The organism is Aliiroseovarius sp. S1339 (assembly GCF_023195695.1).
Taxonomy (GTDB): Bacteria; Pseudomonadota; Alphaproteobacteria; order Rhodobacterales; family Rhodobacteraceae; genus Aliiroseovarius.
On sequence record NZ_JALPQG010000004.1, the window covers coordinates 1 to 26460 of the forward strand.

General features: G+C 55.0%; 27 protein-coding genes and 1 pseudogene. 11 read left to right on the forward strand and 17 right to left on the reverse strand.

The genetic code is table 11. The features are described from left to right. The 3 genes and pseudogenes from MUY35_RS06625 to MUY35_RS06635 form a co-directional block, all read right to left on the reverse strand. Positions 1–272: pseudogene (locus tag MUY35_RS06625) on the reverse strand (IS30 family transposase); the annotation flags it as partial. A gap of 359 nt (positions 273–631) precedes the next feature. Next, positions 632–1180 carry a hypothetical protein gene (locus MUY35_RS06630; protein ID WP_248364923.1) on the reverse strand — a complete coding sequence of 183 codons (549 nt, stop codon included), beginning with the start codon at positions 1178–1180 and terminating at the stop codon, positions 632–634. Further along, entirely contained in the window at positions 1161–1787 is a 627-nt protein-coding gene (locus MUY35_RS06635; RefSeq protein ID WP_248364924.1) for a LysE family translocator, read from the reverse strand. Before MUY35_RS06635 ends, MUY35_RS06630 begins: the two co-directional genes overlap by 20 nt. A gap of 245 nt (positions 1788–2032) precedes the next feature. On the opposite strand from MUY35_RS06635, the gene MUY35_RS06640 reads away from it, so the two are divergent. After that, positions 2033–2605 carry a recombinase family protein gene (locus MUY35_RS06640; protein WP_248364925.1) on the forward strand — a complete coding sequence of 191 codons (573 nt, stop codon included), beginning with the start codon at positions 2033–2035 and terminating at the stop codon, positions 2603–2605. An 86-nt stretch (positions 2606–2691) separates the two neighbouring features. After that, positions 2692–2937: a type II toxin-antitoxin system prevent-host-death family antitoxin gene (locus MUY35_RS06645; RefSeq protein WP_248364926.1), complete on the forward strand. Its 246-nt coding sequence runs from the start codon at positions 2692–2694 to the stop codon at positions 2935–2937. Positions 2938–2987: 50 nt separating this feature from the next. On the opposite strand, the gene MUY35_RS06650 is transcribed toward MUY35_RS06645, so the two are convergent. Beyond that, a complete protein-coding gene (locus MUY35_RS06650; RefSeq protein WP_248364927.1) occupies positions 2988–3272 on the reverse strand; it encodes a hypothetical protein in 285 nt (94 codons plus the stop codon). A 701-nt stretch (positions 3273–3973) separates the two neighbouring features. Between MUY35_RS06650 and MUY35_RS06655 the strand changes: the two genes are divergently transcribed. From MUY35_RS06655 to MUY35_RS06665, 3 genes are read left to right on the forward strand one after another with little or no spacing between them, the layout of a single operon-like run. Next, the gene (locus tag MUY35_RS06655; protein WP_248364928.1) at positions 3974–5572 is read left to right on the forward strand and encodes a Mu transposase C-terminal domain-containing protein; all 1599 of its coding nucleotides are present in this window, start codon (positions 3974–3976) and stop codon (positions 5570–5572) included. Then, a complete protein-coding gene (locus MUY35_RS06660) occupies positions 5569–6438 on the forward strand; it encodes a TniB family NTP-binding protein (RefSeq protein ID WP_248364929.1) in 870 nt (289 codons plus the stop codon). Before MUY35_RS06655 ends, MUY35_RS06660 begins: the two co-directional genes overlap by 4 nt. Next, positions 6435–7481 carry a TniQ family protein gene (locus MUY35_RS06665; protein ID WP_248364930.1) on the forward strand — a complete coding sequence of 349 codons (1047 nt, stop codon included), beginning with the start codon at positions 6435–6437 and terminating at the stop codon, positions 7479–7481. The genes MUY35_RS06660 and MUY35_RS06665 overlap by 4 nt, the downstream gene beginning before the upstream one ends. Before the next feature lie 442 nt (positions 7482–7923). On the opposite strand, the gene MUY35_RS06670 is transcribed toward MUY35_RS06665, so the two are convergent. Continuing rightward, entirely contained in the window at positions 7924–8745 is an 822-nt protein-coding gene (locus MUY35_RS06670) for a DUF481 domain-containing protein (RefSeq protein ID WP_248364931.1), read from the reverse strand. Positions 8746–8869: 124 nt separating this feature from the next. Then, entirely contained in the window at positions 8870–9814 is a 945-nt protein-coding gene (locus MUY35_RS06675) for a LysR family transcriptional regulator (RefSeq protein ID WP_248364932.1), read from the reverse strand. Between the two features lie 1091 nt (positions 9815–10905). Between MUY35_RS06675 and aroQ the strand changes: the two genes are divergently transcribed. Together aroQ and MUY35_RS06685 are read left to right on the forward strand one after the other, a co-directional pair. After that, positions 10906–11355 carry a type II 3-dehydroquinate dehydratase gene (gene aroQ, locus MUY35_RS06680; protein WP_248364933.1) on the forward strand — a complete coding sequence of 150 codons (450 nt, stop codon included), beginning with the start codon at positions 10906–10908 and terminating at the stop codon, positions 11353–11355. Next, positions 11356–12111 carry a LuxR family transcriptional regulator gene (locus MUY35_RS06685; RefSeq protein WP_248364934.1) on the forward strand — a complete coding sequence of 252 codons (756 nt, stop codon included), beginning with the start codon at positions 11356–11358 and terminating at the stop codon, positions 12109–12111. Between the two features lie 464 nt (positions 12112–12575). On the opposite strand, the gene tsf is transcribed toward MUY35_RS06685, so the two are convergent. Then, positions 12576–13451: a translation elongation factor Ts gene (tsf, locus tag MUY35_RS06690; protein WP_248364935.1), complete on the reverse strand. Its 876-nt coding sequence runs from the start codon at positions 13449–13451 to the stop codon at positions 12576–12578. Positions 13452–13566: 115 nt separating this feature from the next. After that, the gene (rpsB, locus tag MUY35_RS06695; RefSeq protein WP_248364936.1) at positions 13567–14373 is read right to left on the reverse strand and encodes a 30S ribosomal protein S2; all 807 of its coding nucleotides are present in this window, start codon (positions 14371–14373) and stop codon (positions 13567–13569) included. A gap of 306 nt (positions 14374–14679) precedes the next feature. Between rpsB and MUY35_RS06700 the strand changes: the two genes are divergently transcribed. Together MUY35_RS06700 and MUY35_RS06705 are read left to right on the forward strand one after the other, a co-directional pair. Continuing rightward, on the forward strand, positions 14680–15576 hold the full coding sequence (locus MUY35_RS06700) for a PfkB family carbohydrate kinase (RefSeq protein WP_248364937.1): 897 nt from the start codon (positions 14680–14682) through the stop codon (positions 15574–15576). Next, positions 15573–16481, forward strand: coding sequence for a pseudouridine-5'-phosphate glycosidase (locus MUY35_RS06705; protein WP_248364938.1), 909 nt, complete (start codon positions 15573–15575; stop codon positions 16479–16481). Before MUY35_RS06700 ends, MUY35_RS06705 begins: the two co-directional genes overlap by 4 nt. A gap of 30 nt (positions 16482–16511) precedes the next feature. On the opposite strand, the gene ctrA is transcribed toward MUY35_RS06705, so the two are convergent. Further along, positions 16512–17225 (reverse strand): response regulator transcription factor CtrA, encoded by a 714-nt coding sequence (gene ctrA / locus MUY35_RS06710; RefSeq protein WP_248364939.1) that lies wholly within the window; start codon positions 17223–17225, stop codon positions 16512–16514. Positions 17226–17324: 99 nt separating this feature from the next. Then, positions 17325–17603: a DUF1153 domain-containing protein gene (locus tag MUY35_RS06715; protein WP_248364940.1), complete on the reverse strand. Its 279-nt coding sequence runs from the start codon at positions 17601–17603 to the stop codon at positions 17325–17327. A 125-nt stretch (positions 17604–17728) separates the two neighbouring features. On the opposite strand from MUY35_RS06715, the gene mnmA reads away from it, so the two are divergent. Together mnmA and MUY35_RS06725 are read left to right on the forward strand one after the other, a co-directional pair. Next, complete coding sequence (gene mnmA, locus MUY35_RS06720; protein WP_248364941.1) at positions 17729–18883, forward strand: tRNA 2-thiouridine(34) synthase MnmA; 1155 nt, start codon at positions 17729–17731, stop codon at positions 18881–18883. Between the two features lie 103 nt (positions 18884–18986). After that, positions 18987–19475 carry a DUF2059 domain-containing protein gene (locus MUY35_RS06725; protein WP_248364942.1) on the forward strand — a complete coding sequence of 163 codons (489 nt, stop codon included), beginning with the start codon at positions 18987–18989 and terminating at the stop codon, positions 19473–19475. Positions 19476–19500: 25 nt separating this feature from the next. On the opposite strand, the gene lpxB is transcribed toward MUY35_RS06725, so the two are convergent. From lpxB to MUY35_RS17105, 7 genes are all read right to left on the reverse strand, one after another. Further along, positions 19501–20676: a lipid-A-disaccharide synthase gene (gene lpxB, locus MUY35_RS06730; RefSeq protein ID WP_248364943.1), complete on the reverse strand. Its 1176-nt coding sequence runs from the start codon at positions 20674–20676 to the stop codon at positions 19501–19503. Further along, positions 20673–21488: a UDP-2,3-diacylglucosamine diphosphatase LpxI gene (gene lpxI, locus MUY35_RS06735; RefSeq protein ID WP_248364945.1), complete on the reverse strand. Its 816-nt coding sequence runs from the start codon at positions 21486–21488 to the stop codon at positions 20673–20675. The genes lpxB and lpxI overlap by 4 nt, the downstream gene beginning before the upstream one ends. 10 nt (positions 21489–21498) lie before the next feature. After that, on the reverse strand, positions 21499–22308 hold the full coding sequence (gene lpxA / locus MUY35_RS06740; RefSeq protein WP_248364947.1) for an acyl-ACP--UDP-N-acetylglucosamine O-acyltransferase: 810 nt from the start codon (positions 22306–22308) through the stop codon (positions 21499–21501). A 3-nt stretch (positions 22309–22311) separates the two neighbouring features. Then, complete coding sequence (gene fabZ, locus MUY35_RS06745; RefSeq protein ID WP_248364949.1) at positions 22312–22776, reverse strand: 3-hydroxyacyl-ACP dehydratase FabZ; 465 nt, start codon at positions 22774–22776, stop codon at positions 22312–22314. An 84-nt stretch (positions 22777–22860) separates the two neighbouring features. Further along, positions 22861–23631 (reverse strand): OmpH family outer membrane protein, encoded by a 771-nt coding sequence (locus MUY35_RS06750; RefSeq protein WP_248364951.1) that lies wholly within the window; start codon positions 23629–23631, stop codon positions 22861–22863. Then, positions 23585–25939, reverse strand: a complete 2355-nt coding sequence (bamA, locus tag MUY35_RS06755) for an outer membrane protein assembly factor BamA (protein ID WP_248364952.1) — start codon at positions 25937–25939, stop codon at positions 23585–23587. Before bamA ends, MUY35_RS06750 begins: the two co-directional genes overlap by 47 nt. A 265-nt stretch (positions 25940–26204) precedes the next feature. Further along, positions 26205–26333 (reverse strand): hypothetical protein, encoded by a 129-nt coding sequence (locus MUY35_RS17105; RefSeq protein ID WP_282569209.1) that lies wholly within the window; start codon positions 26331–26333, stop codon positions 26205–26207. Positions 26334–26460: the final 127 nt, after the last annotated feature.

The window sequence follows — 26460 nt, forward strand, 5'->3', positions numbered from 1 at the left end:
TCTTGGCAGGCCCGCAGTTTTGCACCTTCATGGATCATGCGGTTACCGATCTGCTCGGGAGTCCAGCCGCTCTTCAGCCGGGCCACGATGCTCTGACACAGCTCCGGATGTCGGATCAGCTTGCGTTGCGTCGAACGGCGTTGCTGCGTGCGCTGGTGCGCGGCCATTCCAAAGTATCCAGCGTACTTTTTGCGGAACGCATCATCGGCCCAGAAATTGCGTTTGATCTCGCGGAAGATCGTCGATTTGTGGCGCTTCAGAACACGCGCCATCTCGACGACAGGGACTTTGCGAGCCACCAGTCTTCAATTCTGCGGCGTTCTTGTAAGCTCAGTTGCGTGTAAACCGTTCCCATGCGATATTCCTCCCATTAGATAACGCGTTGTTTTCTAATAGGAGTCGCACTTCAAAGTAGCGCGCTGTCGGAGTCCTTTAATGATGAGACTGCCCCTGCAATGAGAACAATCACTTAGCATTTTTCATTAATGAGACTGGGGCAGGGGCCATAGCAGACCTTCGCGGCGCGGCGCACGAACTGGTAACATGCGGGACGAAGTGAGCATTCGCTGCAGCTGCGCCAATGTCTGGTTCGCGATGCCAATTATCAAAAAGGCCGTTACTGACATTTTACTTACCCAGCCATCGACATTATGGCCGCGCAGATAGCAGAACGCGCCTTTAGCGCCTTATCATCGACATGATCGAGGTAAAAACTGTGTTCTAAGCCACTGAAAACTTTATATGTGTTTGGGACCGTTGTTAACCAGTCTGTGGACGGCTGGCCTTTGTCCAATGCTCCAAAAAATGTATGTGTTTGAACTGGAGCGGCCCTCTCATTTCGTAGTCTTGTCGAAGATACGCATGTGAGGCCTGCCAACGGCATTCCACTGATGACTGCTTGCCACAGCGCAGTACCACCGGCGCTGTATCCCAACCCAAAACTTCCATCACAAATTAGGTTGCGCAGTGCCGACGCAGCTACCGTTATGCCCCCTTCAGTAAACAAATGATGGTGCAGCTCTTCGCCCGATAGATAGGCACGGTGACACAAATCCCCGAGTGAAAACCGCTGAACTTCTTCAAGCTCAGTCAGGTTTGCAGATAAACAATCGCGAAGTGATGGTTTACCAAAAATATCAGTTACGACTACCAGCTTCATTTTAGCGTCGATCAAAGGCAAGCTTTGCTGCTAATCCCACAAAAACGAAGCCTGTGAGATATTGCAGGCCGCTGGCAGCTCTCTTGTTTTGGGCCAAGAATTTACCGATCCCACCCGCAAACCCGCCGATCAATGCGTTTATCACTGTTCCGCCGATGTTTAGGATCATACCAAAAACCAAGAACTGAACGAGAACTGACCCTTTATCGGGATCAACAAATTGTGGGACCAACGCCAGCATAAAAATGGCGACCTTTGGATTCAGAAGGCAAACCCAAACCCCATCTTTCCATGCTTGCCAATTCTGAGAGAAGCCCAACCTCGCCGGCTCCAAAGCGCCAATTGAAGAGGTAAATGCCTTGTAGGCAAGATATAATAGGTAACTCACCCCAGCCCACCTGATGATTTCAAAAGCAACTGGGTTCGCTGCGATCAGCGCAGCTAGTCCTAAACCTCCTGCTAGTGCGTGAATGAATGAACCCGTCGCAATGCCCAACGACGCTGCAATTCCTGCCCTTGGACCAGACTTCACCCCTTGGCCCAAACAAAAGAGCATATCCGCGCCCGGTGTAAGGTTCAGCGCGAGTGCGATGGGTATGAAGATGAGAAGAGTATTAAAGTCGATCATGTGTTGTTTCTTAAAGTAAAAATCGAAATGCCAGTATAAGCTACTTCGCCGGACCAGACATACGTGTCGATTGCAGCATTGGTCAAGATGGGCTCTTTTTCCTCTTTCGCCGCGCCAATCATGAACGACTGTTTCGACATCTGTGCCGCGAAAAGGACCCTTTTTGCAGCAATTTTCCAGCTGTTGCTAAGTCATTGAATCCGAAAGTGCTGGACTGCCGCAAAAACCCCATGCAAAATGTTTAGATGAAAATCGGATATGCACGGGTGTCTACAGAGGAACAGAACCTCGATCTACAGATCGAGGCGCTGACCGAAGCCGGATGCGACCGTATCATCACAGACCAAGCGCAGAGCGGTGCAACGGCAGCAGAGAGCCGCGTTGGATTTTCCGAGGCTATGGAGTTGCTGGGTGAGGGTGACGTTTTGGTTGTCTGGAAGCTGGACAGGGTAGGGCGGTCCATCGCTGACCTGATCCACCTACTGAAGCTCTTCGGCGACCTTGGTATCGAATTCCGCAGCCTGACAGACGGGATCGACACGACGACCGCAGGTGGACGGCTGGTGTTTCATATCATGGGCGCCTTGGCTGAGTTTGAGCGTGATCTGATCCAGGAGCGGACGAAGGCGGGCCTGCGTGCCGCCAAGAAGCGGGGCAAACGACTTGGGCGTCCGCCGGCGCTAACGCTGGCGCAAATCCAGCACGCGAAGACCGCTATCGAAGCAAAACGCGAAACCGTGTCCGGAATGGCAGAAATCCTTGGTGTAAATCGCAGCACTCTACAGCGGGCATTAAAGCGTGATGAGCCATCCATCTGATCGCACAGGCTTGCAGCCAAACGATGCTCCGAGTTGTACGCACGTGTTTTGTCTATAATGTCTATTTTGGACAAATGAGGTGTCGAATGCGTTTTTTCTCATCAACTGCACTGAAACAAACACTAGGCGATGTTCTTGAGGCTGCCAGACAGGGGCCAGTTGCAATCACCAGGCATAAGAAGCCTCGTTTTGTGCTGATGACCGTCCGGGAGTATGAACAGCTTTTCCGGAAAGATGACTTGCGGGTTTTCTCTGCCGAAGAAATGCCTTCAGAGCATTTGGCGATGCTCGAAGCCAGCCTTGCGGGAAATCCCGGCGAGACAGTAGAGTAGCGGAACACATCACTTGAACACTACTCGTCGCCAATCAGAAAATGTAAATGTTATGGTCGCCAACTTGTCGCGGAGCGTTTGATTGCGTCTATCAGTTCTGTGGGGGACAGCTTGTTCAGGTGGCCTTCATCAAACACGACCGCATCCTGAGAACGGAACTGATCGATGTTCATCCGTTCCCTGGCTTCGAGGATAAACGGGTGTTCAACAGCCAATGCAGCCAGCATTCTTCCTGTTTCGATATGCGCAGTCAATTCTCGTTGGACCGCCTGAAAGTTTAGAGTGCGGCCGCGAATGCCTGTGCAAGTGATCAGAGCGGGCGAGATGAAGCCCATGTCGCAAAGGTAATTCGCGCCATTGACGTCTACACAACCGTGAAGCTCTAGGTTCACGAGTGCCAAACCGTGTTGTGGGGTGATGTATTTTGGGAAAGCCTCATCCTCTTTTTTTGGGTTTGTAAATTGGGGGTCGCTTCGCGGAATCGACGATGCGTTTTCCCGTCGGAATACTTTTCACCGAACAATCGAAGGAAGCTTGTCACGGTATTATAACGCGAGCCACGATATTGTAATATCGTTTAATAACAAAGTCTTGACTCGAATCCATTGGAAGCTTTCACTCTGCACAGAAGCTATGAGAGTTCAAGATGGTCATTTCGTATTCCGATCTGAAGGCAGACCTAAAATCCGCCGGTGTTACGCTCAGATCCATCGCACGTGATGTTGGAGTGTCGCACACCGCCGTCACGGACGTTGCTCGAGGAGCCAGACGGTCAAAGCGTATTGAGCAGGCTATCGCCGATCGCTTGAATACGACACCCGAATTGCTTTGGCCCGATCGCTATAGGCAAGAGGGAGGTGCGACATGACCTGGCCCTGAAAAAGCAAAAACCCATGTGCTCCAACACATAGGTTTCCACAAGATCGAGTGACTTTTCAATCCAGTCTTCTCGATCATCTCCAATCAAACTTCAAAGTCAAGGCTGTCACTCGGTTTTTCGAGCCTGTCGATGTGCCTTGTTGTCAGGGCGACGATCATGTCGAAGAACGACATTGCGCGCGATGAGCGCGAATGGGCAAGGGCGTTTGCTCTTCGTAAAGACCTAGCCCCATACATTCATACCGGTTTTCAGTCGAACGCAGTTGTGAAGGATTTTTGCAGGGCACATGAAATCTCAAAATCGTCCGCTTATCGGTTGCTGAATCGATTACGCGCCAATGACCGTGCTGCTGCCCTTAGACGTTCTAAACCCGGCCCCAAGAAGATGAGTATCAGGTTCTGCGATGAGACTGAGAAAGTCGTCTATGACTACCTTCGCAAGGTGTTCCTTAAGCGAAACAAGATCTCCGTTGCAAAGGCTCTCAAGCAGATCAACGGTGAATTATCAGATTTGGGCCTCCCAGGGATTTCAAAAACAGCTCTAACTAACCGGATTGAAACGATCCCAGACCGAGTGCTTAAGCTAAAACGTCATGGCGGGACGGCAGCTCGGCAAGCCTATCAGATCATCCGAGGCAGATATGTAGTGAAAGACCCGCTTGCTGTTGTTCAGATTGATCACACAGTGTTGGACATAATGGTTGTCGACCCAGACACATGTGAATGCATAGGACGACCATATCTAACGGTTCTGCTTGATATCGCGACGAGGATGCCAACCGGAATTTACCTGTCGATGAATGCACCATCGGCAATCAATCTCATGAAAGCCTTTCATCGATCTGTTTTTCCCAAGGCGGAATACCTCGCTGAACTGGGAATCCCCTATGAATGGCCTGTTTATGGGCTGCCACTTGTGATCAGCAGCGACAACGGGACCGATCTCAAATCAGAAGCCTTTAACTGGGGGTTGGAACAGTACGGTGTTGAGCATATTTTCCGCCCTGTGGCACAGCCACATTTAGGTGGGCATGTCGAGCGTTTCATCGGAACAATCCAAACCTTTGTTCACACCCTTCCCGGAACCACATTCTCAAACATCGAAAAAAAGGGAACCTATCAGCCTGAAAAGCAGGCGACGCTCTCCTTACGTGACGTTGAAAGACTCCTGCTCGAATTTATTCTTCGGGACTACGTTCACGACAGAAAGCGCCGCTTGCTGACTTCGCCAATGAACGCCTGGAACGTCAGATGGCGGGAGAGTAAGTCTCGGCCGCATCTACCATCTGATCCAGAACGTTTCCGTCTTGATTTTTTACCTTTCGAGAACCGCAATATCCAGCGGGAAGGGCTGGAGCTGTTCGGGATGTTCTATCGCTCAGAACACCTTCAGAAGATGAAAAACTGCGGTGTTCAAAACATCACTATCAAATATGATCCAACCGACATTCGCATAGTTCAGTTCAGCGCTGATAACGAAACATACTACGAAGCGCGAGGTGAACACTTTCCGCGTAACCCGTTGTCGGTCGATGAGTTCCAAAAACTGCGCAAAACACGGGAAGAACGGCTAAATGCTTCTCTGAGCGTTCCAGACGCTGCGGAGGCGCATGACTTCCGAAAACAGATCCTGGCAGACGCGCGCAAACGCAAGAAAGCTGCAACCTCATCTGAAATGAGCTCCTTGCCGCAAGGTCGCGATATTCGTGATCTCGGCGGGTTTCGAGGTTTCTCTGAGCGGGGGAAATTGTCATGAGCAGGGGCCCTACGCAGCACTTTCCCGACATGTCGAAGGCATCGGTCCCGGAGCGCATTCACTACATCCGTAAGGGCGCCTATTTCGATACGTCAGCAAGGCGTGCGTTTCGAAGCCGTCTCGACGAATTGGTTCAAGCCCCGTCTGATTGCGACAACAAGCTTGTGTTCATAACCGCGCCATCGGGGATGGGCCTCACACGCATTCTAGAGGAGTTCGCATCACAGCACCCTCAGACGACCAACGGGCCAAGCGGAAGACAAGTAGTCCCCGTCGTAAATGAACTCATTCATCCGAGTGGTGATATCATCGACTATTGCGACGCGCTCCGCGCCGAACTCAAAATCCCAGGATATGGACCACTCGTTCGCCAAACATCATATTCGAAAACTCTCGAACTTCTCGGCCATGTGGGCACACGTATCGTTATCCTGGAGGATTTTCATCGTATCAACAGCTTCGAGAAAAAACATAGAATCTCGTATCAAAACTACGTCCACTATCTGATGTCCAAATATGACATCCGGGTTGTCCTAACGGGAGCACCACGCATTTGGCGATGGGCGATGGAAGACGAGCAAATTCTCGGGCGGTCTCTTCAGCTTAAGTATCGAGCATGGACACCCGCAGAAGATGACTTCATCGAATTTCTAGAAGGGTTCGAGCGATGGTGCCCAGTCAAGGAGGAGGGGGGATTATCCAGTGACCCCAAACTGAGAAAGGCCATCATCACCAAAACGCATGGCATCTGCAAAACCGTGATGCAGGTTCTTACTGGCTTTGCGATTTACGCAATCGTGTCTGGCAGTGAGCGTTTGGATCTCGACACCTGGCTAAAATATCGCGACCAGGACCTGCCCGTATGAAGGTCACGCCCTATGACATGGAAAGCCTAACATCATTCATAAGTCGTGCGGCGGCCATGAACTCCATGGATTACCGCTCATACCTTCGAAGCCTTTTCCAGTCTGATGACTACATGAACCCGATTGCGTTGCCTGAGGATCTGGATGCGTTGGATCACGGTGTTGTTCTAGCCGGCCTTAATGATGCGCTGGACCCCATCAAACGCAGGCTGGAGTTGCTTACATTTCCAACGGCTAAACCCGGCGTTCATACGAAGTGGCTGAGACGGGCAGGGGGGTGCAATATGGGCGGCGATCATTTTAGCAAGGTTCCGTTCTTCGCATGGTGCCCGCGCTGTCTACTCATGGACCAACTCAACGGTCACGATCAGTTTCTGCGTTTGTCGTGGCGGCTCATCACTCGGACGTTCTGTTTGAGGCATAGAAGGCCGCTTACGACGCATTGTTTGGCCTGCAATGATCGCGAGGCAGGACCGACATTTGTGTTTGACGGCAGCAACGTCATACTCGCTTGTAGTGCATGTGGTTCCCCCTATGGAACCCAACTCGGGCTCCCTGATATGTCCGCATCAACCACCATACAACTGCGCGACAACCGCCGTGTGCAGATTGCTTGGAACGGTGCGATCCAATTAGAAATGGAACTTGAGAAGAGCCTGTCTGAGCGGTCAAAGACCAAAAACAAGCGAGAATTTCAGAATTTCATTTTGGCGTTCGCAAATATCCTTATGAAAGCCAATCCGTATGATCGCGCACCGATCGACCTCTTTTCTAGTGTCGCCTTCCCAGCGCGACCCAACCCTCGCAACATTACGTCAATGGACCGACCTTACCGCGCGTCCTCCATATCAGTACGCCGTAAAACACATGGCTTCCTGGCAGCGCTACTAAAGCGCCGAGTGACTCTGTTTTCTATCAAAGGCGTGCACGAGAGAAGATGGGGCAGGGACCCAACGATGCAAGAACTCCGCTCCCAACTCGAACCAGAACAAAATGATGAGCTTGATCAGCTATTGCTGATGTTTCCGGCTAAGTGGTTCTGAGGTTTAGGCGGGAAGCAGACTTTCGCTGCAAGTGCGAAACGCAATTAGTTACGCGTCAGAAGCAGACACTCAAGTTCGAACTCCAGAAGTGAGATCTGCACTAGCGGAGATTTTCGCTGCATTGTAGCTTCTGCTGTTTTGGCTACATGGGCTTGCAAGTCGATGCCTGCCTCCAACGCTTCCAAAGTGACAATGAGTGCATACCGCATGATGCACCAGAGGCCGCTTCGACGAGCAGCACCATTGTCAAAGGGAGTCGTGAACATCGACAGGTAAGGGCTGGAAAGTAGGGTGGCGTAAGAACCTTCGTGCGAGGGCTGTTTACTTAGTTTCTCGACCTTCGCAACATCCCGATGTGCAGTCTACTTTTTAACCCCACGGGCCGCTTCAAAAAAAAGGGGCGGATTGCTCCGCCCCAAGTCTTGAGGGAAAACAGGCTAGGTCAGAAGCCGTACACGAGGGACACGCCCAACGAGTTGTCAGCACTTTCGAAGCCGGGCAGTGGATCGCTGTTCCATTCTGTGCGATATGACACGCGTGTCGACATCCGATCGGTGACTTTGAAGTTCACACCAAGATCATTGGTAATAGTCGTGTCCGCGTCCGAGAACAGCACATCCGTGTCCATCGACAGAGATACCGTTTCTGTGAAGTCGGTGTAGAAACGCGACGACACGATGCCAGCCACTTCAGTCGAGCCTACGCCACTTTGAGTTTCGACATAACGAACGCCGGGGCCAGCCTGTACGCGCCAGCTCATGTTGGGTTCGTTGATCACGCGGTAACCAGGACCAAAGCCCAGAAACGCGTCGATCTTGTTCGCGTCGAAATTGTCATAACGGACCGAGCCCAGACCAAACAGATAGAACTGTTCGTTGAAATAGCGGTTCACGTCATAAGTCGCGTAAATCTCTTCCTTGTTGCGCACGCCGTTGTCTTCAGCGAACTCAGCCGCGAAGCCAAAAGTATGGTTCCAAGGGCCGTTGCCATAGCGGAAACGACCAGCAAGATCGAGATCGGCGGTGTCAGTGTTTCCCGATGTCGCCGACAAGCCAAGCGCGACGCTACCGGTCCAGCCTTGCGCATATTGGTTGCTCAGACGGTCGCGTTTATCTGCATTGTTCAGATCATCTGCGACGTCTTCTTGAATGTCGTCGATACGATCATCCAGAGTGTCAACGCCAACCAAAGCGCCCTGCGCGAATACAGGGGCAGCCACGAGAAGCGCCAGGGCCGATGCGGCCAGCACATTACGTTTTTTCATGGGTCTATCCTTTCCCCAAAAAGTATGACCCGACCCAAAAGGACGGGAGCATTGCTGCTGAGAGAGCAGATAGAGAACCGCTTAACTTAAGAACAATTCAAAATAATCACCTATAAAACGATATTTACTTATAGTTAGGAAATTCGTCATACTTCCCAAGAACTTCGACGCTTTCGCCCTCGCTAATCTGTGCGAGTTCGACGATTACAGCGTTTTGATCGCCGTCAATTTGTGACTGAATCGCAACAAGTGCGCTTTCGGCGACCGCTCGAATGTCGTCTTCCAGGTCGTCGCGCCAAACCGACCAGACAGGATATGGAAAGATCGGTGCATCAGGCACCAGGTGCAGTTCGCCCCGGTCGAGGTAACGTTTGATATATCGCGCTGGCAGATATGCCGCTGCCTTGCGCACCCGTACATAGTCAGCCGCCAATGCTCCAAGCGACATTGTCATTCCGGAATTGGTCAGTTGTGACATTTCAAGCGCGTGGGCGTGGACGAATTCGGGCCCCCAATCCACAAACACATAGTGATCCGAAATGTCGTCAAGACTGGCCTGCCACGACGCGGCAAGAACAAGTTCTTCGTCAAGGATCTTTCGCGCAGTCAGTCCTGGGCGCAGTTGCGGGCTGTACATCAGACCAATCTGAACAATCCCCTCAACCAGAAATCGCATAATTCGGTCGGGCATACCAAGTTCCGCACGAATGTTGAGGGTTGGCATGCTGTCCTGCATAAGGTCGATCCAAGGAAACCCCAGCCGCGGCCACAATGAATACTGGGCACCGATGCTAAGCGACTTGTTAAAGCCCTCGGGCACCCCAACTTGCTGACGCGCTTCTTCCCAGATCTTGATAAGTGACAAAGCATAGCGTTCAAACTCACGCCCGGCGGGTGTGAGTTCTGCGCCAGCTTTGGATCGCATGAAAAGCTGTTTACCCAAACTTTCCTCCAAACGCGCCACGCGCAGACTGACCGCAGACTGTGTCACCAGAAGACGTTCGCTGGCATTCACGAAAGAGCCGCTTGCGGCAACCTCTAGGAACGTACGAATGAGAGTGATATCCATGACAGGCACCCATAAGAAATACTGCGATTAACCATAATTGTAGCTAGCTATCGTCACTCTGTCTGCATCTCTTGATGTCCGCGATAGAATAGAAATGACTACTCGCGCCTACTTTCCGTGAAGAATTCGCTGAGGGAAGTCTTCAACAACGTGATAAAACAAGAGCCGCTGGTGCATGATCAATCTAAGCACTCAGACTCGTTCTGGACCGGGTTTCCCGACCGAACTTACCTCTTGGCCGATTACTTGGTCGACTATGGGGCTCTGCCGAGGTTTCGTGCAATTCGGCTGTTCGCTTTGCGCGCGGCCGAGCTTCTGAGTTGCAAACATCTCATGTAGGACTGGTTCGCTGTGCGATCGTTGTTCCAGCCCGAGTCCGACGATGCAGAAACGGTGGCTTCGTCTTGCGTTGCGGTCAACAGACACCTGATAGTGCAGCTCTGTCGACGAATGTCGGCTCCTGGGAAGTTGTACTGAGGTGCAAACGAATGCGATGAATGGCCGGAATGGGCCGTTAGTGTTTGGGGCAGGGTGTTCTTTTGGTCAACCAGGTCCAAGGGAGTGAGCCTCTGTCCATTACTCAGAATACCAGAATGCAATTTAAGCTCTTAGTGGTACCCACAACACGTGCCAATGCCGGCGAACGCTACACCGTAAATTGACATCGGCTTGTAGCGCCCGGATCAGGGGGAACTTCTAAAAAGAACAAAAAACTTAAGTTGTTGAAACTTAGGGGAGACGAGTCTCATTAATTCAGTCTCATTATTTACGTACTCCGACACGCGCACTTCTACACATTAAATAATCGTATAATCAGTATTATGTAACCATCGGTCGTGAGAAAGATCGTAGACCCATTAGGAAAACCGACTAAACATTTGATAAAGTGCTGTTTTCATAATCAACGAACCTTGACCCCCTGCATTAGTGCACCCCAAATCTTTCCGCGAACCGCCCCACAGTTCTCTGAGGCCTGTTATTCTAAAACCTCACTCTTATCATCGCAGCATGGTTTTTTGCCTAAACCCTGTTCTCCCTCGACAATTCATGCAATTGCGGAACAGAATGCGCGTGAGAGAAGGAAGTAGACGATGACTTCGTTACTCGTTTTGAACGGACCGAACCTGAATATGTTGGGCATACGTCAGCCTGACGTATACGGGCGCACCACATTGCCCGAAATTGAGGCTATGTGTCGCGAACACGCGAACGCCCGCGAAGTCGCCCTGGAGATCATTCAGAGCAACCACGAAGGCGCTCTGATTGATCAGATTCACGCGGCGCATGGCGCATATGATGGGATCATCCTGAACGCTGGTGCCTACACCCACACCTCAATCGCGATTATGGATGCGGTGGCATCTGCAAATGTTCCGACGATCGAGCTGCATCTGTCCAATATCCATGCCCGCGAGGCGTTCCGGCACACCAGCTATCTGTCCAAGGTGGCCGTCGGGCAGATCTGCGGATTCGGCGCACATGGCTACGTGTTGGCCATTGATGCGCTGATCGCCCATATCAACGAGGCAAAGGCACCCTGAATGGATCGACTGCTCAACTACATGGCTCAGGTTTGTCAAAGCCGTTCGATTGCCGAACTGTGGGATACGCATTGCCATGCCATGAAGGCGTTCGGCTTTGACCGGCTGGTCTATGGGTTCACGCATTTCATGACGCCGACGTCGCTTGGCCCGCGCGAAGACTCGCTCATTCTTTACTCGCATGTGCCCGAATACATGCGGCTGCTTTATGACGAAGACGAACTGTATCGCCATTCTCCAATGATCCAATGGGCATCCAAGAACAGCGGTGCATGCAGTTGGTCATGGGTGCACGAAAACGTGGACAAGCTGAGCGACGGCGCGCGTCAGGTCAGAGCCATCAACCGAAAGATGGATGTCACGGCGGGCTATACGATTTCGTTTCCCGAAACCGCAAAACGTGCCCGTGGTGTCATGGCGTTGACGGCGCAAAAGGGATTGTCGCAGGATGACGTGGACCAAATTTGGACGCGGGATGGCAAGACGATTGAGGCGATGAACCATGTCGCACATCTGAAGATCATGTCCCTGCCCCAGCAAACGGACCGCGCAAAGCTGTCCGGACGACAACGCGAGGTGTTGGAATGGGTCGGAAGCGGTAAAACCAATCAGGATATCGCCACCATCATTGGCGTTTCGGCCGCCACGGTCGAAAAGCATTTGCGAATCGCTCGGGCCAAATTGGGGGTCGACACGACCGCGCAGGCTATTTTGAAGATTTCCTATCTGAATCAGATTCATTCGCCGAATGGTTGATCGAGTTGAGCGAAGTGATCTTATAAGCGAATATTCTGCAACATTGTCGATCAGTCGCGAACAAAAAATCACATTTTTTTTACTTTACGGTACGGAAACCCTGACTTCCATTTGCCAGCCTTTTGAGGCATTATGAAGTTGTTCCGTGAGTGGTGGCTTTGTAGCCGTTGGAACTTGAAGGGGTGGACGTACTGTGATTTCAGACAACGTCTCATTCTTCCGGGAAACCGGGAGCTGGTGTTGAGGGTGTATTTTAGCCCATGACACCAGCAACCTAAATATCCGGAAATCTAAGCAGAAACGCACCTGTCCCGTGTGATTTCCTGGCGGCGTCAACCTTCCCGTTGGTGCCGCTTCGCTTTTTGGGACCCCTGGACCAAGGACGAAATGTTTGATCGCAGGACACAGCGGCATAAAAAAGGGCCGGTCGAGCCGGCCCCTTTTCAAACGATTTGGAAGCGTGATCAGCCTTGAACGGCAGCAGCAACTTCGGCCGCGAAATCGGATTCTTCCTTTTCGATGCCTTCGCCGACTTCCATGCGGACATAGCCGGTGACGACAGCGCCGGCTTCTTTGGCGGCGGCCTCAACGGTCAGGTCGGGGTTGATCACGAAGTCCTGACCCAACAGGGTCACTTCGGCCAGGAATTTCTTCATGCGGCCTTTGATCATGTTTTCGATGATGTTTTCCGGCTTGCCGCTTTCGCGGGCCTGCTCGGTCAAGATCGAACGTTCCTTTTCGACAATGGCCGGATCCAGAACGGCTTCGTTCAGAGCCTGCGGATTGGCTGCGGCGATGTGCATGGCGACTTGACGACCAAAATCTTGCGAACCACCGTTCATAGCAACCAGAACACCAATTTTGCCCATACCATCAGCTGCGGCGTTGTGAACATAAGTCACAACGGTTTCACCTTCGACTGACGCCATACGGCGCAGCGACATGTTTTCGCCGATGGTGGCGATTTTGTTGGTGATCGTGTCGGCGACAGATTTGCCACCCAGATCAGCAGCGTTCAGCGCGTCAACGTCGGACACAGTCAATGCAGCCGACGCAATTGACGAAACCATTTCCTGGAATTCGCTGTTCTTGGCGACGAAGTCGGTTTCAGAGTTCACTTCGACGGCGACGCCTTTGCCATCGGCAACTGCGACGGCCACAAGACCTTCTGCAGCCGTGCGGCCAGCTTTCTTGGCGGCTTTCGCCAGACCTTTGGTGCGCAGCCAGTCGACGGCGGCTTCCATGTCGCCATCCGTTTCGACCAGCGCTTTTTTCGCGTCCATCATGCCAACGCCGGTGGATTCGCGCAGTTCTTTGACGAGTGCAGCAGTGATTGCCATATCTCAGCTCCTTGGTATCTCGGGGGAGTTTTGGGCGCGGTGACGCACCGACCCCCGTATCAATTCTGTGACAAAAGCGCGAGGCAGGTCGCCCTGCCCCGCATGTGCGCGGTCGTTACTCGGCCGGAGCAGCTTCTTCGGTGGTGTTGGCCGCCGCTTCTTCGGTGGTTTCCGCAACGGCTTCTTCAACCGGTGCTTCTTCCATAGCGCCCAGATCAACGCCAGCCGCGCCAAGTTGCGCCGACATGCCGTCAAGTGCTGCGCGCGAAACCAGATCGCAGTAAAGTGCGATCGCGCGGGCCGCGTCGTCGTTGCCCGGAATGATATAGTCCACACCTTCCGGCGGGCAGTTGGTGTCAACCACAGCCACAACTGGGATATTCAGCTTGTTGGCTTCAGCAATTGCCAGCGCTTCTTTCTTCACGTCGATGACGAACAGAAGATCAGGCACACCACCCATTTCGCGGATGCCGCCCAGCGACGCCTGCAATTTTGTCTGCTCGCGTTCAATGCCAAGACGTTCTTTCTTGGTCAGGCCTTCAGCACCGTTCTCAAGTTTCTCGTCATATTCTTTCAGACGGTTGATCGACTTGGACACGGTCTGCCAGTTGGTCAGCGTGCCACCCAGCCAACGGTGGTTCATGTAATACTGGGCCGATTTCTCGGCAGCTTCAGCAATTGCACCAGCGGCTTGACGCTTGGTGCCGACGAACAGCACACGACCGCCCTTGGCAACCGTTTCGCGCACCGCGTTCAGGGCGGCGTCGAGCATCGGCAGGGTTTGTGTCAGGTCGAGGATGTGAATCCCGTTGCGCTCACCATGGATGAACGGGCCCATACGGGGGTTCCAGCGTTGGGTCTGGTGACCAAAGTGAACGCCAGCTTCCAAAAGTTGACGCAGTGAAAAATCAGGCAGTGCCATGTTCTTTTCCTTTCCGGTTTCTACCTTGACGGGGCCATACGAGCGGTTCATGTCCTTGAAAAGACGTCGTTTTCACAACTGCCTTTTCGTGGTCATTCCTCGGCTCAACCGGCGGACCTTTGGGGATGTCTCCCCCATCGGCCCAACCCCGCCTGTGGTTTGATTGGGCGCGTATAGACGCCCGCCCCCGCCCTGACAAGCCCAAAAAACAAGGTTTTGCCCATATTTTGCTGGCGCGCTGGGTCGTGCGGATTGAAAGACGCATCCACTCTTGTATCGCTTCGTAATCCTCGGCAGAACAGGGATATGAACATGAAGCACGACATTCTTTGCATCGGGTCCGTTCTGTGGGACGTGATCGGGCGCACACAACAGCCGATGGATATAGGCTCGGACGAGCCGGGTCGCATCACCCGCCTGCCGGGCGGTGTCGCGATGAACATCGCCAAGACGGTGCAGCGGTTCAACCTGCGCCCCGCTATTTTGACCGCCATCGGACGTGACGCCGAAGGCGAAGAGCTGATGACCGAATGCAGCGCGCGCGGGATTATCACGTCATACGTTTATCGCCCTTCTGGTCTGCCGACGGATATCTATATGGCCATCGAAGGTCCACAGGGGCTTGTGTCCGCTCTCGCAGATGCGCATTCGCTGGAAGCTGCTGGCGATGCGATCCTGACCCCGTTAGAGGATGGCACGTTGGGTTCGACCGACGCGCCATTTGCGGGAATGATCGCGCTTGATGGCAATCTGACGGCTCCGCTGCTGACCGATATTGCCAAACGGCCCAGCTTTGCGGCGGCGGATTTGCGCGTCGCCCCGGCCAGCCCCGGCAAAGCGCGCCGCCTGCTGCCGCTGATGTCGCATCCCGGCGCAACGCTCTATCTAAACCGTGAAGAAGCCGGATATCTGGCAGGCAAAGCATTCGACAACGCGCTGGAGGCCGCCGAGGGGCTGCTTGCCGCAGGTGCCAACCGGGTATTGGTCACGGATGGCGGCAGTTTTGCAGCAGACGGTAGCAAAGCGGGCGATGTTATCCAAACCCCCTGCCCCGCTGTGCGCGTGCGGCGTATCACCGGTGCAGGCGATACGTTTATGGCCGCCCATATCGCCGCCGAAACTGCCGGTAAAAACCGGATCGACGCCTTAGCTCACGCCCAGCAAACCGCAGCCCATTATGTATCCGGAGAAGACGACACATGACCATAGACCTGCATTTCTCGCCCGAAGTTTCCGACGCGCGCGCCCGCGGCCTTCCCATTGTCGCGCTGGAAAGCACGATCATCACCCACGGAATGCCATGGCCGCAGAATGTGGAAACCGCCCGCGACGTCGAGACGGTGATCCGCGGAAATGGGGCTGTCCCGGCGACCATCGCGGTGCTCGATGGCCGTTTGCACATTGGTCTGACGGACGGCGAGCTTGACGCATTGGGGCAAGCAAAAGACGTCGCGAAACTGTCGCGCGCCGATCTGGCAGCGTGTATGGCGACCGGCGGCACCGGGGCAACCACGGTCGCCGCCACGATGATCGCGGCGCATCTGGCTGGCATCCACGTCTTTGCCACCGGCGGGATCGGCGGCGTGCATCGCGGGGCGGACACCAGTTTCGACATTTCCGCTGACCTGCAAGAACTTGCAAAGACCCCAGTTACCGTGGTTGGCGCAGGTGCAAAAGCCATTCTGGACCTGCCCAAAACGCTTGAAGTGCTAGAAACGCTGGGCGTGCCGGTGATCGCTTATGGACAGGCTGATTTTCCGGCTTTCTGGTCGCGCAGCTCGGGCCTTCCGGCACCTCTGTCGATGGATAATCCTGCCGATATCGCAAAGGCAATGGTGCTGCGGGGCGAAATGGGGCTTGAGGGCGGTCAACTGGTCGCCAATCCGATCCCAGAAGCGGACGAGATCCCGTCCTCCATGATCAACCCGGTGATAGAAGAGGCACTGGCGGCCGCAACAGCGGACGGCATCGCCGCAAAATCCGTCACGCCTTATCTGCTCGATCGTATCTATCACGCGACCGATGGTGCTTCACTGGTTGCAAATATCGCGCTGGTTAAGAACAATGCGCGCCTTGCAGCGCGCATTGCCAGCGAGTTTTCAGCTTGAGGATCGCCAGACGCAGGCTGGTCTGACGGCCTAAGCCCCCATCGCAATCTGGGCATCTAGTTCAACGGGTTCGGGGTCGCGCAACACGTAGCCGCGGCCCCAGACGGTTTCGATGTGATTGTCACCACCGGTGGCCGTCGACAATTTCTTGCGCAATTTGCAGATAAACACGTCGATGATTTTCAACTCCGGTTCATCCATACCGCCATAAAGGTGGTTCAAAAACATCTCTTTGGTCAAGGTTGTGCCCTTGCGCAAGGACAGAAGCTCAAGCATCTGATATTCCTTGCCGGTCAGATGAACCGTGCGCCCATCCACATCAACTGTTTTCGCGTCAAGGTTGACAGCTATTGGCCCGGTTTTGATAACCGATTGCGAATGCCCTTTCGACCGCCGGATGATGGCGTGGATGCGAGCAATCAACTCTTCCCGGTGGAACGGTTTGGTCATGTAATCGTCTGCACCAAACCCGAACCCCTTGATCTTGTTTTCTGTGTCATCTGCGCCCGACAGGATCAAAATGGGCGTTTCGACCCGCGCCATACGTAGCTGGCGCAGTACCTCATGCCCGTTCATATCTGGTAGATTCAGATCGAGAAGGATCAAGTCATAGTCATATAGCTTCGCCAGATCGATGCCTTCTTCACCCAGGTCAGTGGCATAGACATTCAGGTTTGCATGGGTCAGCATCAGTTCAATGCTGCGCGATGTAGTCGGGTCGTCTTCCACCAAAAGGATACGCATATTTCGGGTTCTCCGCAAAAAATTCCTAACGATTGCAAGCAGCATCTCGTGAAATGGTTAATCACCGGTTACCCACATAGAACTTTTAGCGAAAACAATCTAGGGTTGTCGATACCTTTGTGGCGACGTGGCCTTTAATGCGGCTTCACCGTGATCCGAAACAGCCCGAATCCACTCGTCCAGCTCCTCCTCCGACAAGGCATACAGATCTTGTGCGTCCTTTTCGGAAATCAACCCAGACTGAACCGCGCGCACGACCGCCGCCTTGCGACTGGCAACCCAACGCCGTGTGGTTTTTGGCGGCAGGTCCGCCCGCGTCATGATTGACCCGTCAGGAAGGGTCACCGCACGCGGCCCTTCTACTTTCTTCAGATACATTTCCAGACCTCGCTTTTGTGTCTGAAGCAATTTTCGGCCGTTACACTTAAAGAGAGGTGAAGCTGCCCCTTGTTGTTCATTCGAATTTTCATATATTCCGTATCTCTTTTGAAAAGGATTTGGTCATGCCTGCGACCGTAGAAACCCAAGACGCGCCAGTGCTGAATTCGCTGGGCTTCGCCAAGCTGCCCAGCGAAACGCGCGTGGTGGTCGCGATGTCTGGTGGCGTCGACAGCTCGGTCGTGGCCGCAATGCTGGCCGAAGAAGGCTATGACGTGATTGGCGTGACTTTGCAGCTTTACGATCACGGGGCCGTGCTGGCCAAAAAGGGTGCCTGCTGTGCAGGTATCGACATTCACGACGCCCGCCATGTCGCTGAAAGCATGGGGTTTCCTCATTATGTGCTCGATTATGAAAACATCTTTCAAGACGCGGTGATTGAAGAATTCGCAGACAGCTATTTGGGTGGCGCAACGCCCGTCCCCTGCATTCGGTGCAACGAGCGGGTGAAATTCAAAGACCTGCTTGAAACCGCGCGCGATCTGGGTGCCGATTGCATGGCGACCGGGCATTATATCCAACGCGCTGATGGCTCTGTCGGGCCAGAGCTTCATCGCGCCGCTGATCCGGCTCGTGATCAAAGCTATTTCCTGTTCTCAACCACGCCGGAGCAGTTGAATTATCTGCGATTCCCCCTTGGGCACCTGAAGACCAAGGACGAAACCCGTGCGCTTGCCCGTAAATATGGGCTGGAGGTCGCCGACAAACCCGACAGCCAAGACATCTGCTTCGTGCCTGATGGAAATTACGCGGCGGTGATCGAAAAACTGCGCCCCGGTGCCGCTGAACCCGGTGACATCGTTCATGCTGATGGGCGGGTGCTGGGTGCGCATGAGGGCGTCATTCATTACACCATCGGCCAGCGTCGTGGGCTGGGCATCGGTGGACTGGCGGACCCGCTTTACGTGGTGAGGCTGGACGTTGATGCCAAGCAGGTCGTGGTTGGGCCGAAAGAAATGCTGGCCACGCGCACTGTCCCGGTGCGCGAGATCAATTGGTTGGGCGACGAGCCGTTCACCTCACGCAAGGAATGGCACATGGGCGTCAAAGTCCGCTCGACCCGCCCCCCGCGCGAGGCGATCATCCGCCCGATCTCGGACACCGAAGCTGAGGTAGAGCTTTTGACCTCGGAGGAAGGCGTTAGCCCCGGACAGGCTTGCGTGTTTTTTGAAACTGACGGCCCGCGTGTCTTTGGTGGCGGCTGGATTTGGCGCGGCTGACCCATCGGGGTGTTATTTCCCGCCCGGACTTGACTATTGCAATGGCGGCAGACGGGAATCGGGCCGATCATTCGGCAAACAGACATCGAAAAGGATAGTATACATGCGCAGAGTTCTTCCCGCCCTCGTCACCGTCGCATTTCTTGGCGCGCCTGCTTTGGCTGAAGAAACGTATGAACAGCGTCTTACGGTCGCCACAGGATATATCGAAGCCACACTTGAAGATATCGACATAAATGAAATGATCAAGACGATGTGGCAACCTCTTGTCGCTGATGTTGAGGCCAAGGGTATCCCGCTCAATGACGCACAGATTGCGAAGATCGACAAGCTGTATCAGGATGAAATGACTGGCCCGATGGTCCAGATCATGCGCGATCAGGCTGCGGTCATGGCCGATCTTTTCACCTTTGATGAGATCAAGGCCATTCGCGATTTCTATGCCACCGATCTTGGCCGGGCTGCGATGACCAAGCTGCCGCAGGTGACGCAACGACAGACGCCGATGGTGCTGAAGTTGGTGCAGGAAAAGATGCCCCAGATCATTCCCAAGGTTCAGGAAATCCTAAGCGAAGGCGAAGCGGCGCAGTAACGCGCGCCTGTCCTTGCCGCCGCCGTCAGCCGGCGTTGGCCTGTGCGATCACATCCATAACCGCGCGAGCCGCCCTTATTCCGGGCGCTTCGCCGCCTTTGCCCAAACGCTGCATCGTGATGTCCATCGCCGCCTTTTGCGCGGACGGGTCAGACAGAGTGGCAAGCAGCGCGGGCGCGATCTTGTCCGGGGTGCAGTCCGCCCCCAGAAATTCGGGCACCACGCGGGTTTCAGACACAAGGTTCACCAAGGTCACTGTATCAACCTTCAACATCCGCCCGATCAAGATTCGGCTGAGCCAATTCATGTCATAGGCGATGACCATCGGCGTCGATGATGCGGCAAGCTCCAACGACACGGTGCCAGATGCTGCCAGTGCCACATCGGCTGCCCGAAACGCTGTGCGTTTCATGTCGGCCTGGTCCGCCGGAATAAGGATCGGTTGCACCGGCCATGTTGCGGTGACCTCGCGCACCAACGCATCGACCCCCTGCGCCACGGGCAACACGACGTGCATGTTGGGATGGCTGCGCTTCACACGGGCCAGCGTTTCGCCAAACCGGTCGGCAAGCCGCGTGACTTCCCCCTTGCGCGATCCGGGTAGCGCAAGCACCAATGGACCTTCGCCAACTTGGTGTTGCTCGCGGAATGCCTGCGCCTCGGCGTCGGTCGCGATGGGTTCGGCCACGACAGGATGCCCCACAAAATCGCAGCCCATGCCGGCGGCTTCCATATACGGTGGCTCAAACGGCAACAGCGCCAGCACATGGTCGATCCATTGTGCCATCTTCGCGGCCCGTTTCGCGCGCCAGGCCCAGACTGACGGCGCGACATAATGCACCGTCGGAATGTCGCGTCCGAAGGTCAGCCCCTCAACCTCGTCCGTTTTCACGATTTTGGCGACGCGCAGGCAGAAATCCGGGCTGTCGATGGTGATCAGCACATCAGGGCTGGCAGTGATCACGGCATCCGCCGTTTCGCGGATACGGCGTTTGAGATGGAAGTATTTCGGCGCGACCTCGGCAATGCCCATGATTGACAATTCGGACATGGGAAAAAGCGAACGCAGACCCTCAGCGTCCATCGCCGTGCCACCAATGCCCAGAAACTCCACATCATCGACCAACGTTTTCAGTCCCGCCATCAGGGCCGCCCCAAGCCGGTCGCCTGAAGGTTCACCTGCGATCAGAAAGACTTTCATGCGCCCGCCCCGCGCACATCCAAAAACAGATCATATTCGCGTACCAAGCGTTCGACCTGATCCTGGTCCATGACGATCACGCCGCCCGCCGGGATCACGATGCCGCCCAAACCGGCCTGAACCACCGCCTCGATGGTCGAGGGGCCAATGGTCGGAATGTCCATGCGTTCGTCCTGACCCGGCTTGGGGCGTTTCACAAAAACACCGCGTGCGCCTTGTTTCAGATGCTCGGGCGTCTCAGCCACGAACCGCAACAGCGAGTCGGTGCCTTGAATGGTTTCAATCCCCAGACACTGCCCACCCGCAACAACTGCGCCTTGGGCGAGGTCTTCGCGGACCAGCGTATCCAGAATGGACCATGCGCGATCCGCATCCACGCGGTCCTGCGCGCTTGGTGTGCGACCGATGGTGGTCACGTCAAGGCTAAGCCCGTGCGCCACGTCTGTAGCCGCCACGACCTGAAACCCCTGCTCTTCAAAAACCTCGGCGATCAGCCGCAGCAAGGCATCGTCGCCCTTGCCAAGCACCGCCTTGACCCGTGGAAACAGGCCCAATGTGACACGGTCCATCCGCAAGGGGTTCAGCTTCGGTCGGTCCACCTTGCCCGCAAAAACCACACGTTCGACCCCTGCCCCGCGCATGGATTTGAACAATGCGCCCAGCTTTTCATAGCTCGCTTCAACCAAATCGTGGCCATCGGGGGCCGCGACTTCGACGCCCTTGATCGTGACAAAGAGCGCACCCGGATTGCTGGCGGCAATCCGATGCGGCAAGTCCCCGGTTCCGGCAATAATGGCAAGGCGATCTGTCATTGCGGCTCGCTTATTTTGGGGTCAGAAATCCGCGATCACTGTCGCCTGTGATGAAAGTCACCAACTCACGAACATATTGGCTATCCGCTCCACCAGCCAGTCCGGCGGCACGGTCGCGGAACGATCCGTCGCCATCTTTCAAAACCTTGAGCGCCGCGCGCAACGCCGAGATATCGGCCCGCGCCACGCCACGCCGTTTCAAACCGACAAGGTTCAATCCGTCGAGTTCAGCCCGTGGCCCCTGCACCAATGCAAAGGGCAGCACATCCGCTGTCACCATCGACAACGCGCCGATGATCGCACCGCGACCAATCCGTATCCATTGATGCAACCCAGACAAGCCACCCACAATCACATCGTCTTCGATCACCACATGACCCGCGACCGCGACGTTGTTGACCAGGATCACGTTGTTGCCGATCTGGGCGTCATGGGCGACGTGGCAGCCTGCCATGAACAAGCCGTCATCTCCGATCCGGGTGACGTAACCACCACCGGCCGTTCCGGTGTTCATAGTGACATGCTCGCGAATACGGTTACGCTTGCCGATCACCAGTTTGGTGTCTTCACCGGCAAATTTTAGATCCTGCGGGATCTCTCCGATCACCGAGAAAGGAAAGATCACGGTATGATCGCCGATTTCGGTGTCGCCGGTGATCACCACATGCGATTTCACCTCGACCCCGGCCCCAAGCTTTACCTGCGGACCGATCACGCAAAACGGCCCGACCCGGCAATCTCGACCGATCGTCGCGCCGTCGTCAACGATCGCGCTGGCATGGACCTGAGCGGTGGGATCAACGCCCCCGTTGGCTGTCATCGGTTAGCCCTTCCCGGCGGTCACGTCGATCATCGCCATGAATGTCGCCTCGCACGCCAGTTCATCCCCGACCATGGCGCGCCCGTCAAACTTCCAAACCTTTGCTCCGCCACGAATGGTGGTCACATGCAGCTCTAGCACGTCGCCCGGCACCACTTTGCGACGGAACTTCGCGCTGTCGATACCCATGAAATACACCACGGCCCCTGACCCGACGAGGCCCAGCGACAAGGACACCATCACCGCCGAGGTCTGCGCCATCGCCTCGATAATCGTCACACCCGGCATGATTGGAAGGCCGGGAAAATGCCCCTGAAAATGGGGTTCATTCATCGTCACCATCTTGATGCCCTTGGCGAACTCCTTGGCGCGAATATCTTCGACCCGGTCCACCAACAAGAACGGATAGCGGTGGGGAATACATTGCTGGATCAACTGGATATCTGCGGTGGCGGGCACATCTGACATATATTCGCGTCCTTCATTTCATGGGCCCTCTTTGGGGCTTTGCCTTACCTGAGTATCAGTCTGGATCAGACGAAACAATTGCTATCAGTTACCCGACGAAACGCCATCCGGGATGGTGGTATCATCCAACGGAAAGACCGGTGATTCAGGCGGGGTTTCGCCTGTCGGCGGTGTTCCTCGTTCAGGCTGCTTGGGCACACTTTCGGGTAAGTCGCTGCCGTCGCCAAGAACCTGATCAATACGATCAACGGCCAGTTTGGTGATATCGATATTCTGGGTGGTCAAAAGAATGGCGCGGCGATCCAAAATCACCACCGCCCCAAGCTCTCGCACAAGCTGCCCGAGGATCGGCCCGATACGCTCGAAAAACGCGGCTTGTTCACTTTCCAGCGTGCGAACGAATTCCTGCTCGCGTTCGGTTCCTTCAGACCGCAACGCCTGCACTTTGGCGTCAAAGGCCTTTGCAATCTCGCGAAAGGCTTCGGGCGACATGGTTTCGCGTTGCTCGGTCAATTGGCGTTCTTCTTTGACCAGCGCCTCTTCGACCTTGCGGGTTTCGTTGGCCAACCGCACACGCTCTGCTTCGACCGATTCCACGACGCGGCGGCCATACTGCGTGTCGGAAAACAGGCTTTGACGGTCAATCGTTACGATCTGCGAAACCGCACTGCTTGTCTGTTGCGCCGCGAGGGGCGCGGACAATGACAAAAATGCAAGCCCCGCAGCAAGCCCAACTGGATGCAGAACCAAGGCGGCACGACGCCGCAACCTGCGCAAGGCGCGTTGCGGCATCATCACCGTTGAGCGATCAGAACTGCGCCGAGATTGTGAGCTCGAAGTTGTTTTCTTTGTCATACTCTTCCTTGGCCAACACATGCGAGAAGTTGAAACGCAACGGGCCGATGGGCGTATCCCAAAAGATCGAGGCACCGATAGCCGACCGCAAATGAGCGCCGTCGTCAATCGTGCCGCCCAATGTGTCATCAAGCCCCCACAGGGTGCCGGCGTCCAGGAACACACCGCCGGTGATGCCATATTCTTCTGGCAGACCAACGGGGAACTGCGCTTCAAGCCGCGCTGCCGCAAATTTGTTGCCGCCCAGCGTGTCTTGGTTGATCGCCGTCAAATCCCGTGGACCAATCCCGTTTGTGGCAAAGCCGCGCAGTTTCGACGGGCCAAGGCGGAAACGGTCTGTAACGCGCGACGAGCCGCCATCCAGACCCTCGACTATGCCACCTTCGACCGTTGCGGTCAGGGTCACCTGATCGTTCCAGACCTTGGTCTGTGCCTGTGCCAAAGCAGTCGCGCGCGCATATTTATAGTCCGCGCCCAATCCGCCCACGTCGCCATCAAACCGAAGCAGATAGCCCCTGTTCGGATCCAATCCTGTGCGCCGTGTGTCATAGCTTAGCGTAAACCCGAGACCTGCGCCGACCTGCCGGCCGCGCGCGCTTTCATCTTTCAGAATCTGCGAGCTGCCCGGGTCAACGCCGGTGATTTCCGCACCATCCCCGAAGACCCTAAATCCAAGACGGGAATATTCGCTGATCGGGAACGAGATCGACGGCCGCAATGCCAGCGACCGCGTATTGAAGAACGACGAGGCAAACGACGTTTCCTGATAGTAAGCCTCGAGCCCCAATTCCAGATCACGATCCAGGAAATTGGGTTCCGCAAATTTGAACGAGAAGCTCGACGAATCCGTGCCGCTTTGGAAACTGGCGCTGAGGAACTGTCCACGACCAAGGAAGTTGCGTTCCTGAAAGGCAACGTTCAGACCAAACCCGTTTTCAAGGCTGTAAACACCGCCAAAGCTCAGCGATCCGGTCGGGGCTTCTTCGACGTCAACGTCAATGACCACCTGATCGGGCGCGGACCCCTCACGAGCCTCAACATTCGAATTCGAGAAATAGCCAAGCGCACGCACACGTTCGGCGGCTTCGCGAATTTCGCGTGGGTTGAACGGGTCGCCCTCTACCACTCGGAACTGATTGCGCACCACCCGGTCAAGGGTCGTGGCGTTGCCTTCGATATCAATCCGTTCGACAATGATACGCGGGCCGCGCACCAAGACCATATCGATATCCAGCGTGCGGGCACGATCGTTGCGTGTCACGCGTGGCTCAACCCGAAGAAAATCCAGACCCTTGCGGATGGCCAAACGCTCCATACGCGCAATCGCGTTTTCCATCAGCGCCGGGCTGTAAACCACGCCCGAGCGCAGTTTATGGGCTGCCTGGAATTCGGCGGCATCCACATTATTAATCTCGGACGAACTGGTGATATTACCAAACCGGAATTGCTGCCCTTCCTGCACCTTGAAGGTAATGAAGAACGCATCGCGTTCACGCGAAAACTCGCTTGTGACGCCGGTGGTTTTGAAGTCAACATAACCGCGTGACAGATAGAAGTCGCGCAACACCTGCTTGTCAAATTCGATCCGTTCGGGCGCGTAGGTGTCGGCCCGGATCAATGCACGCAGGATGCCTGCCTGCTTGGTCTCAAGAACGCGGCGCAAGCGGCTGTCCGAGAACACGCGGTTGCCCACGAATGACAGACGCTCGACCTCGACATTCTTGCCTTCGACAACTTCAAAAACCAGATCGACGCGGTTGTTAGAACGACGAATGATCTTCGGTGTAACCTGCGCGGCCAACCGACCCTGTGCCTGATACAGTTCGGTGATGGTTTGCACATCCAGCTCGGCATTGGCGGGGCTATAGACCTGCCGTGGTTGGGATTTCAGCAGCGGCGTAAAGACATCGTCTTTGACCCTGCGATTGCCTTCCACCGACACGACGTTGATCGTCGGGAATTCGCGGACCTTCACGACCAAGGTGTTGCCGCGTGGCAGGATCTGCACATCTTCGAAAAGACCCGATCCGACAAGGCGTTGATACCCGTCATTCAGCCGGGCGGCCGATACGGTTTCGCCTTGGGCGATTCCCAGATAGGACAAGATGGTCGCGGCCTCAATGCGCTGCGTGCCCTCGATCTCGATCGTTTGGAATGCGTAGGCTTGCGCGACCGCAACTTGAGGCACCGCCCCGGTAACCCCGGAAATTGCTAGAAAAATTGCCAGTCCGCCGCCAGTCAAAACACCTTTGGCACCTCGTCCTGCTTTATTGAAATGGTTGCTGCTCAACCCCGTTTTTAATGCCATCGTGTTTTCTTTCCCCAGACACCTGATTGCCAATGTGGATAAGGGGTTGGGGCGGGCTTGTCAAAGCGCGAAACCAGACTTTCGAAGGGGGGCGAAGCGATGCCAATCGCGACACAACGCCCAACAGGTCAAGGATGACGCATTCAGGGCGCAAGACTGGAGCGGCCCGAAAGGCTATCACACCACAAAAAACCCGCGCACAGCCAGACTGCGGCGGGTTGCACAGACGTCCGGCCCCAAAGGCACCGAGCCTGTCAGATTGCATTTACATGATGGTATGCAATGCCACGCTTAGACCAAGTGCGGCCATGATGGCACCTGCGTACAAGAAGCGATCCCAGTTCAGGTCAACCAGTACGGCCAGCCCATGTGTTCCGCGATCCATCCGGTCCATTATTACGCCTCCTGCAACGAGTCACTCCGTGTGACCCTTGCCAAACATTAACGAAAGATTGCGGCGCGACCTTTTCAGAAATGAGGCAAAATTGGGGCAAAACGGGATCTGTCCACGTTTCAACCCA

Excerpts from the sequence above, each read along its gene's own strand:
- fabZ (WP_248364949.1), bottom strand. The coding sequence starts at position 22,776 with ATGTCAGATGTGCCCGCCACCGCAGATATCCAGTTGATCCAGCAATGT.
- lpxI (WP_248364945.1), bottom strand. The coding sequence starts at position 21,488 with ATGACAGATCGCCTTGCCATTATTGCCGGAACCGGGGACTTGCCGCAT.
- lpxB (WP_248364943.1), bottom strand. The coding sequence starts at position 20,676 with ATGAAAGTCTTTCTGATCGCAGGTGAACCTTCAGGCGACCGGCTTGGG.
- MUY35_RS06635 (WP_248364924.1), bottom strand. The coding sequence starts at position 1,787 with ATGATCGACTTTAATACTCTTCTCATCTTCATACCCATCGCACTCGCG.
- MUY35_RS06655 (WP_248364928.1), top strand. The coding sequence starts at position 3,974 with ATGTCGAAGAACGACATTGCGCGCGATGAGCGCGAATGGGCAAGGGCG.
- MUY35_RS06715 (WP_248364940.1), bottom strand. The coding sequence starts at position 17,603 with ATGTATCTGAAGAAAGTAGAAGGGCCGCGTGCGGTGACCCTTCCTGAC.
- MUY35_RS06685 (WP_248364934.1), top strand. The coding sequence starts at position 11,356 with ATGGATCGACTGCTCAACTACATGGCTCAGGTTTGTCAAAGCCGTTCG.
- MUY35_RS06670 (WP_248364931.1), bottom strand. The coding sequence starts at position 8,745 with ATGAAAAAACGTAATGTGCTGGCCGCATCGGCCCTGGCGCTTCTCGTG.
- bamA (WP_248364952.1), bottom strand. The coding sequence starts at position 25,939 with ATGGCATTAAAAACGGGGTTGAGCAGCAACCATTTCAATAAAGCAGGA.
- tsf (WP_248364935.1), bottom strand. The coding sequence starts at position 13,451 with ATGGCAATCACTGCTGCACTCGTCAAAGAACTGCGCGAATCCACCGGC.
- MUY35_RS06640 (WP_248364925.1), top strand. The coding sequence starts at position 2,033 with ATGAAAATCGGATATGCACGGGTGTCTACAGAGGAACAGAACCTCGAT.
- MUY35_RS06660 (WP_248364929.1), top strand. The coding sequence starts at position 5,569 with ATGAGCAGGGGCCCTACGCAGCACTTTCCCGACATGTCGAAGGCATCG.
- lpxA (WP_248364947.1), bottom strand. The coding sequence starts at position 22,308 with ATGACAGCCAACGGGGGCGTTGATCCCACCGCTCAGGTCCATGCCAGC.
- MUY35_RS06750 (WP_248364951.1), bottom strand. The coding sequence starts at position 23,631 with ATGACAAAGAAAACAACTTCGAGCTCACAATCTCGGCGCAGTTCTGAT.
- MUY35_RS06725 (WP_248364942.1), top strand. The coding sequence starts at position 18,987 with ATGCGCAGAGTTCTTCCCGCCCTCGTCACCGTCGCATTTCTTGGCGCG.
- MUY35_RS06645 (WP_248364926.1), top strand. The coding sequence starts at position 2,692 with ATGCGTTTTTTCTCATCAACTGCACTGAAACAAACACTAGGCGATGTT.
- ctrA (WP_248364939.1), bottom strand. The coding sequence starts at position 17,225 with ATGCGTATCCTTTTGGTGGAAGACGACCCGACTACATCGCGCAGCATT.
- MUY35_RS06705 (WP_248364938.1), top strand. The coding sequence starts at position 15,573 with ATGACCATAGACCTGCATTTCTCGCCCGAAGTTTCCGACGCGCGCGCC.
- aroQ (WP_248364933.1), top strand. The coding sequence starts at position 10,906 with ATGACTTCGTTACTCGTTTTGAACGGACCGAACCTGAATATGTTGGGC.
- MUY35_RS06665 (WP_248364930.1), top strand. The coding sequence starts at position 6,435 with ATGAAGGTCACGCCCTATGACATGGAAAGCCTAACATCATTCATAAGT.
- MUY35_RS17105 (WP_282569209.1), bottom strand. The coding sequence starts at position 26,333 with ATGGACCGGATGGATCGCGGAACACATGGGCTGGCCGTACTGGTTGAC.
- MUY35_RS06650 (WP_248364927.1), bottom strand. The coding sequence starts at position 3,272 with ATGGGCTTCATCTCGCCCGCTCTGATCACTTGCACAGGCATTCGCGGC.
- MUY35_RS06700 (WP_248364937.1), top strand. The coding sequence starts at position 14,680 with ATGAACATGAAGCACGACATTCTTTGCATCGGGTCCGTTCTGTGGGAC.
- rpsB (WP_248364936.1), bottom strand. The coding sequence starts at position 14,373 with ATGGCACTGCCTGATTTTTCACTGCGTCAACTTTTGGAAGCTGGCGTT.
- mnmA (WP_248364941.1), top strand. The coding sequence starts at position 17,729 with ATGCCTGCGACCGTAGAAACCCAAGACGCGCCAGTGCTGAATTCGCTG.
- MUY35_RS06675 (WP_248364932.1), bottom strand. The coding sequence starts at position 9,814 with ATGGATATCACTCTCATTCGTACGTTCCTAGAGGTTGCCGCAAGCGGC.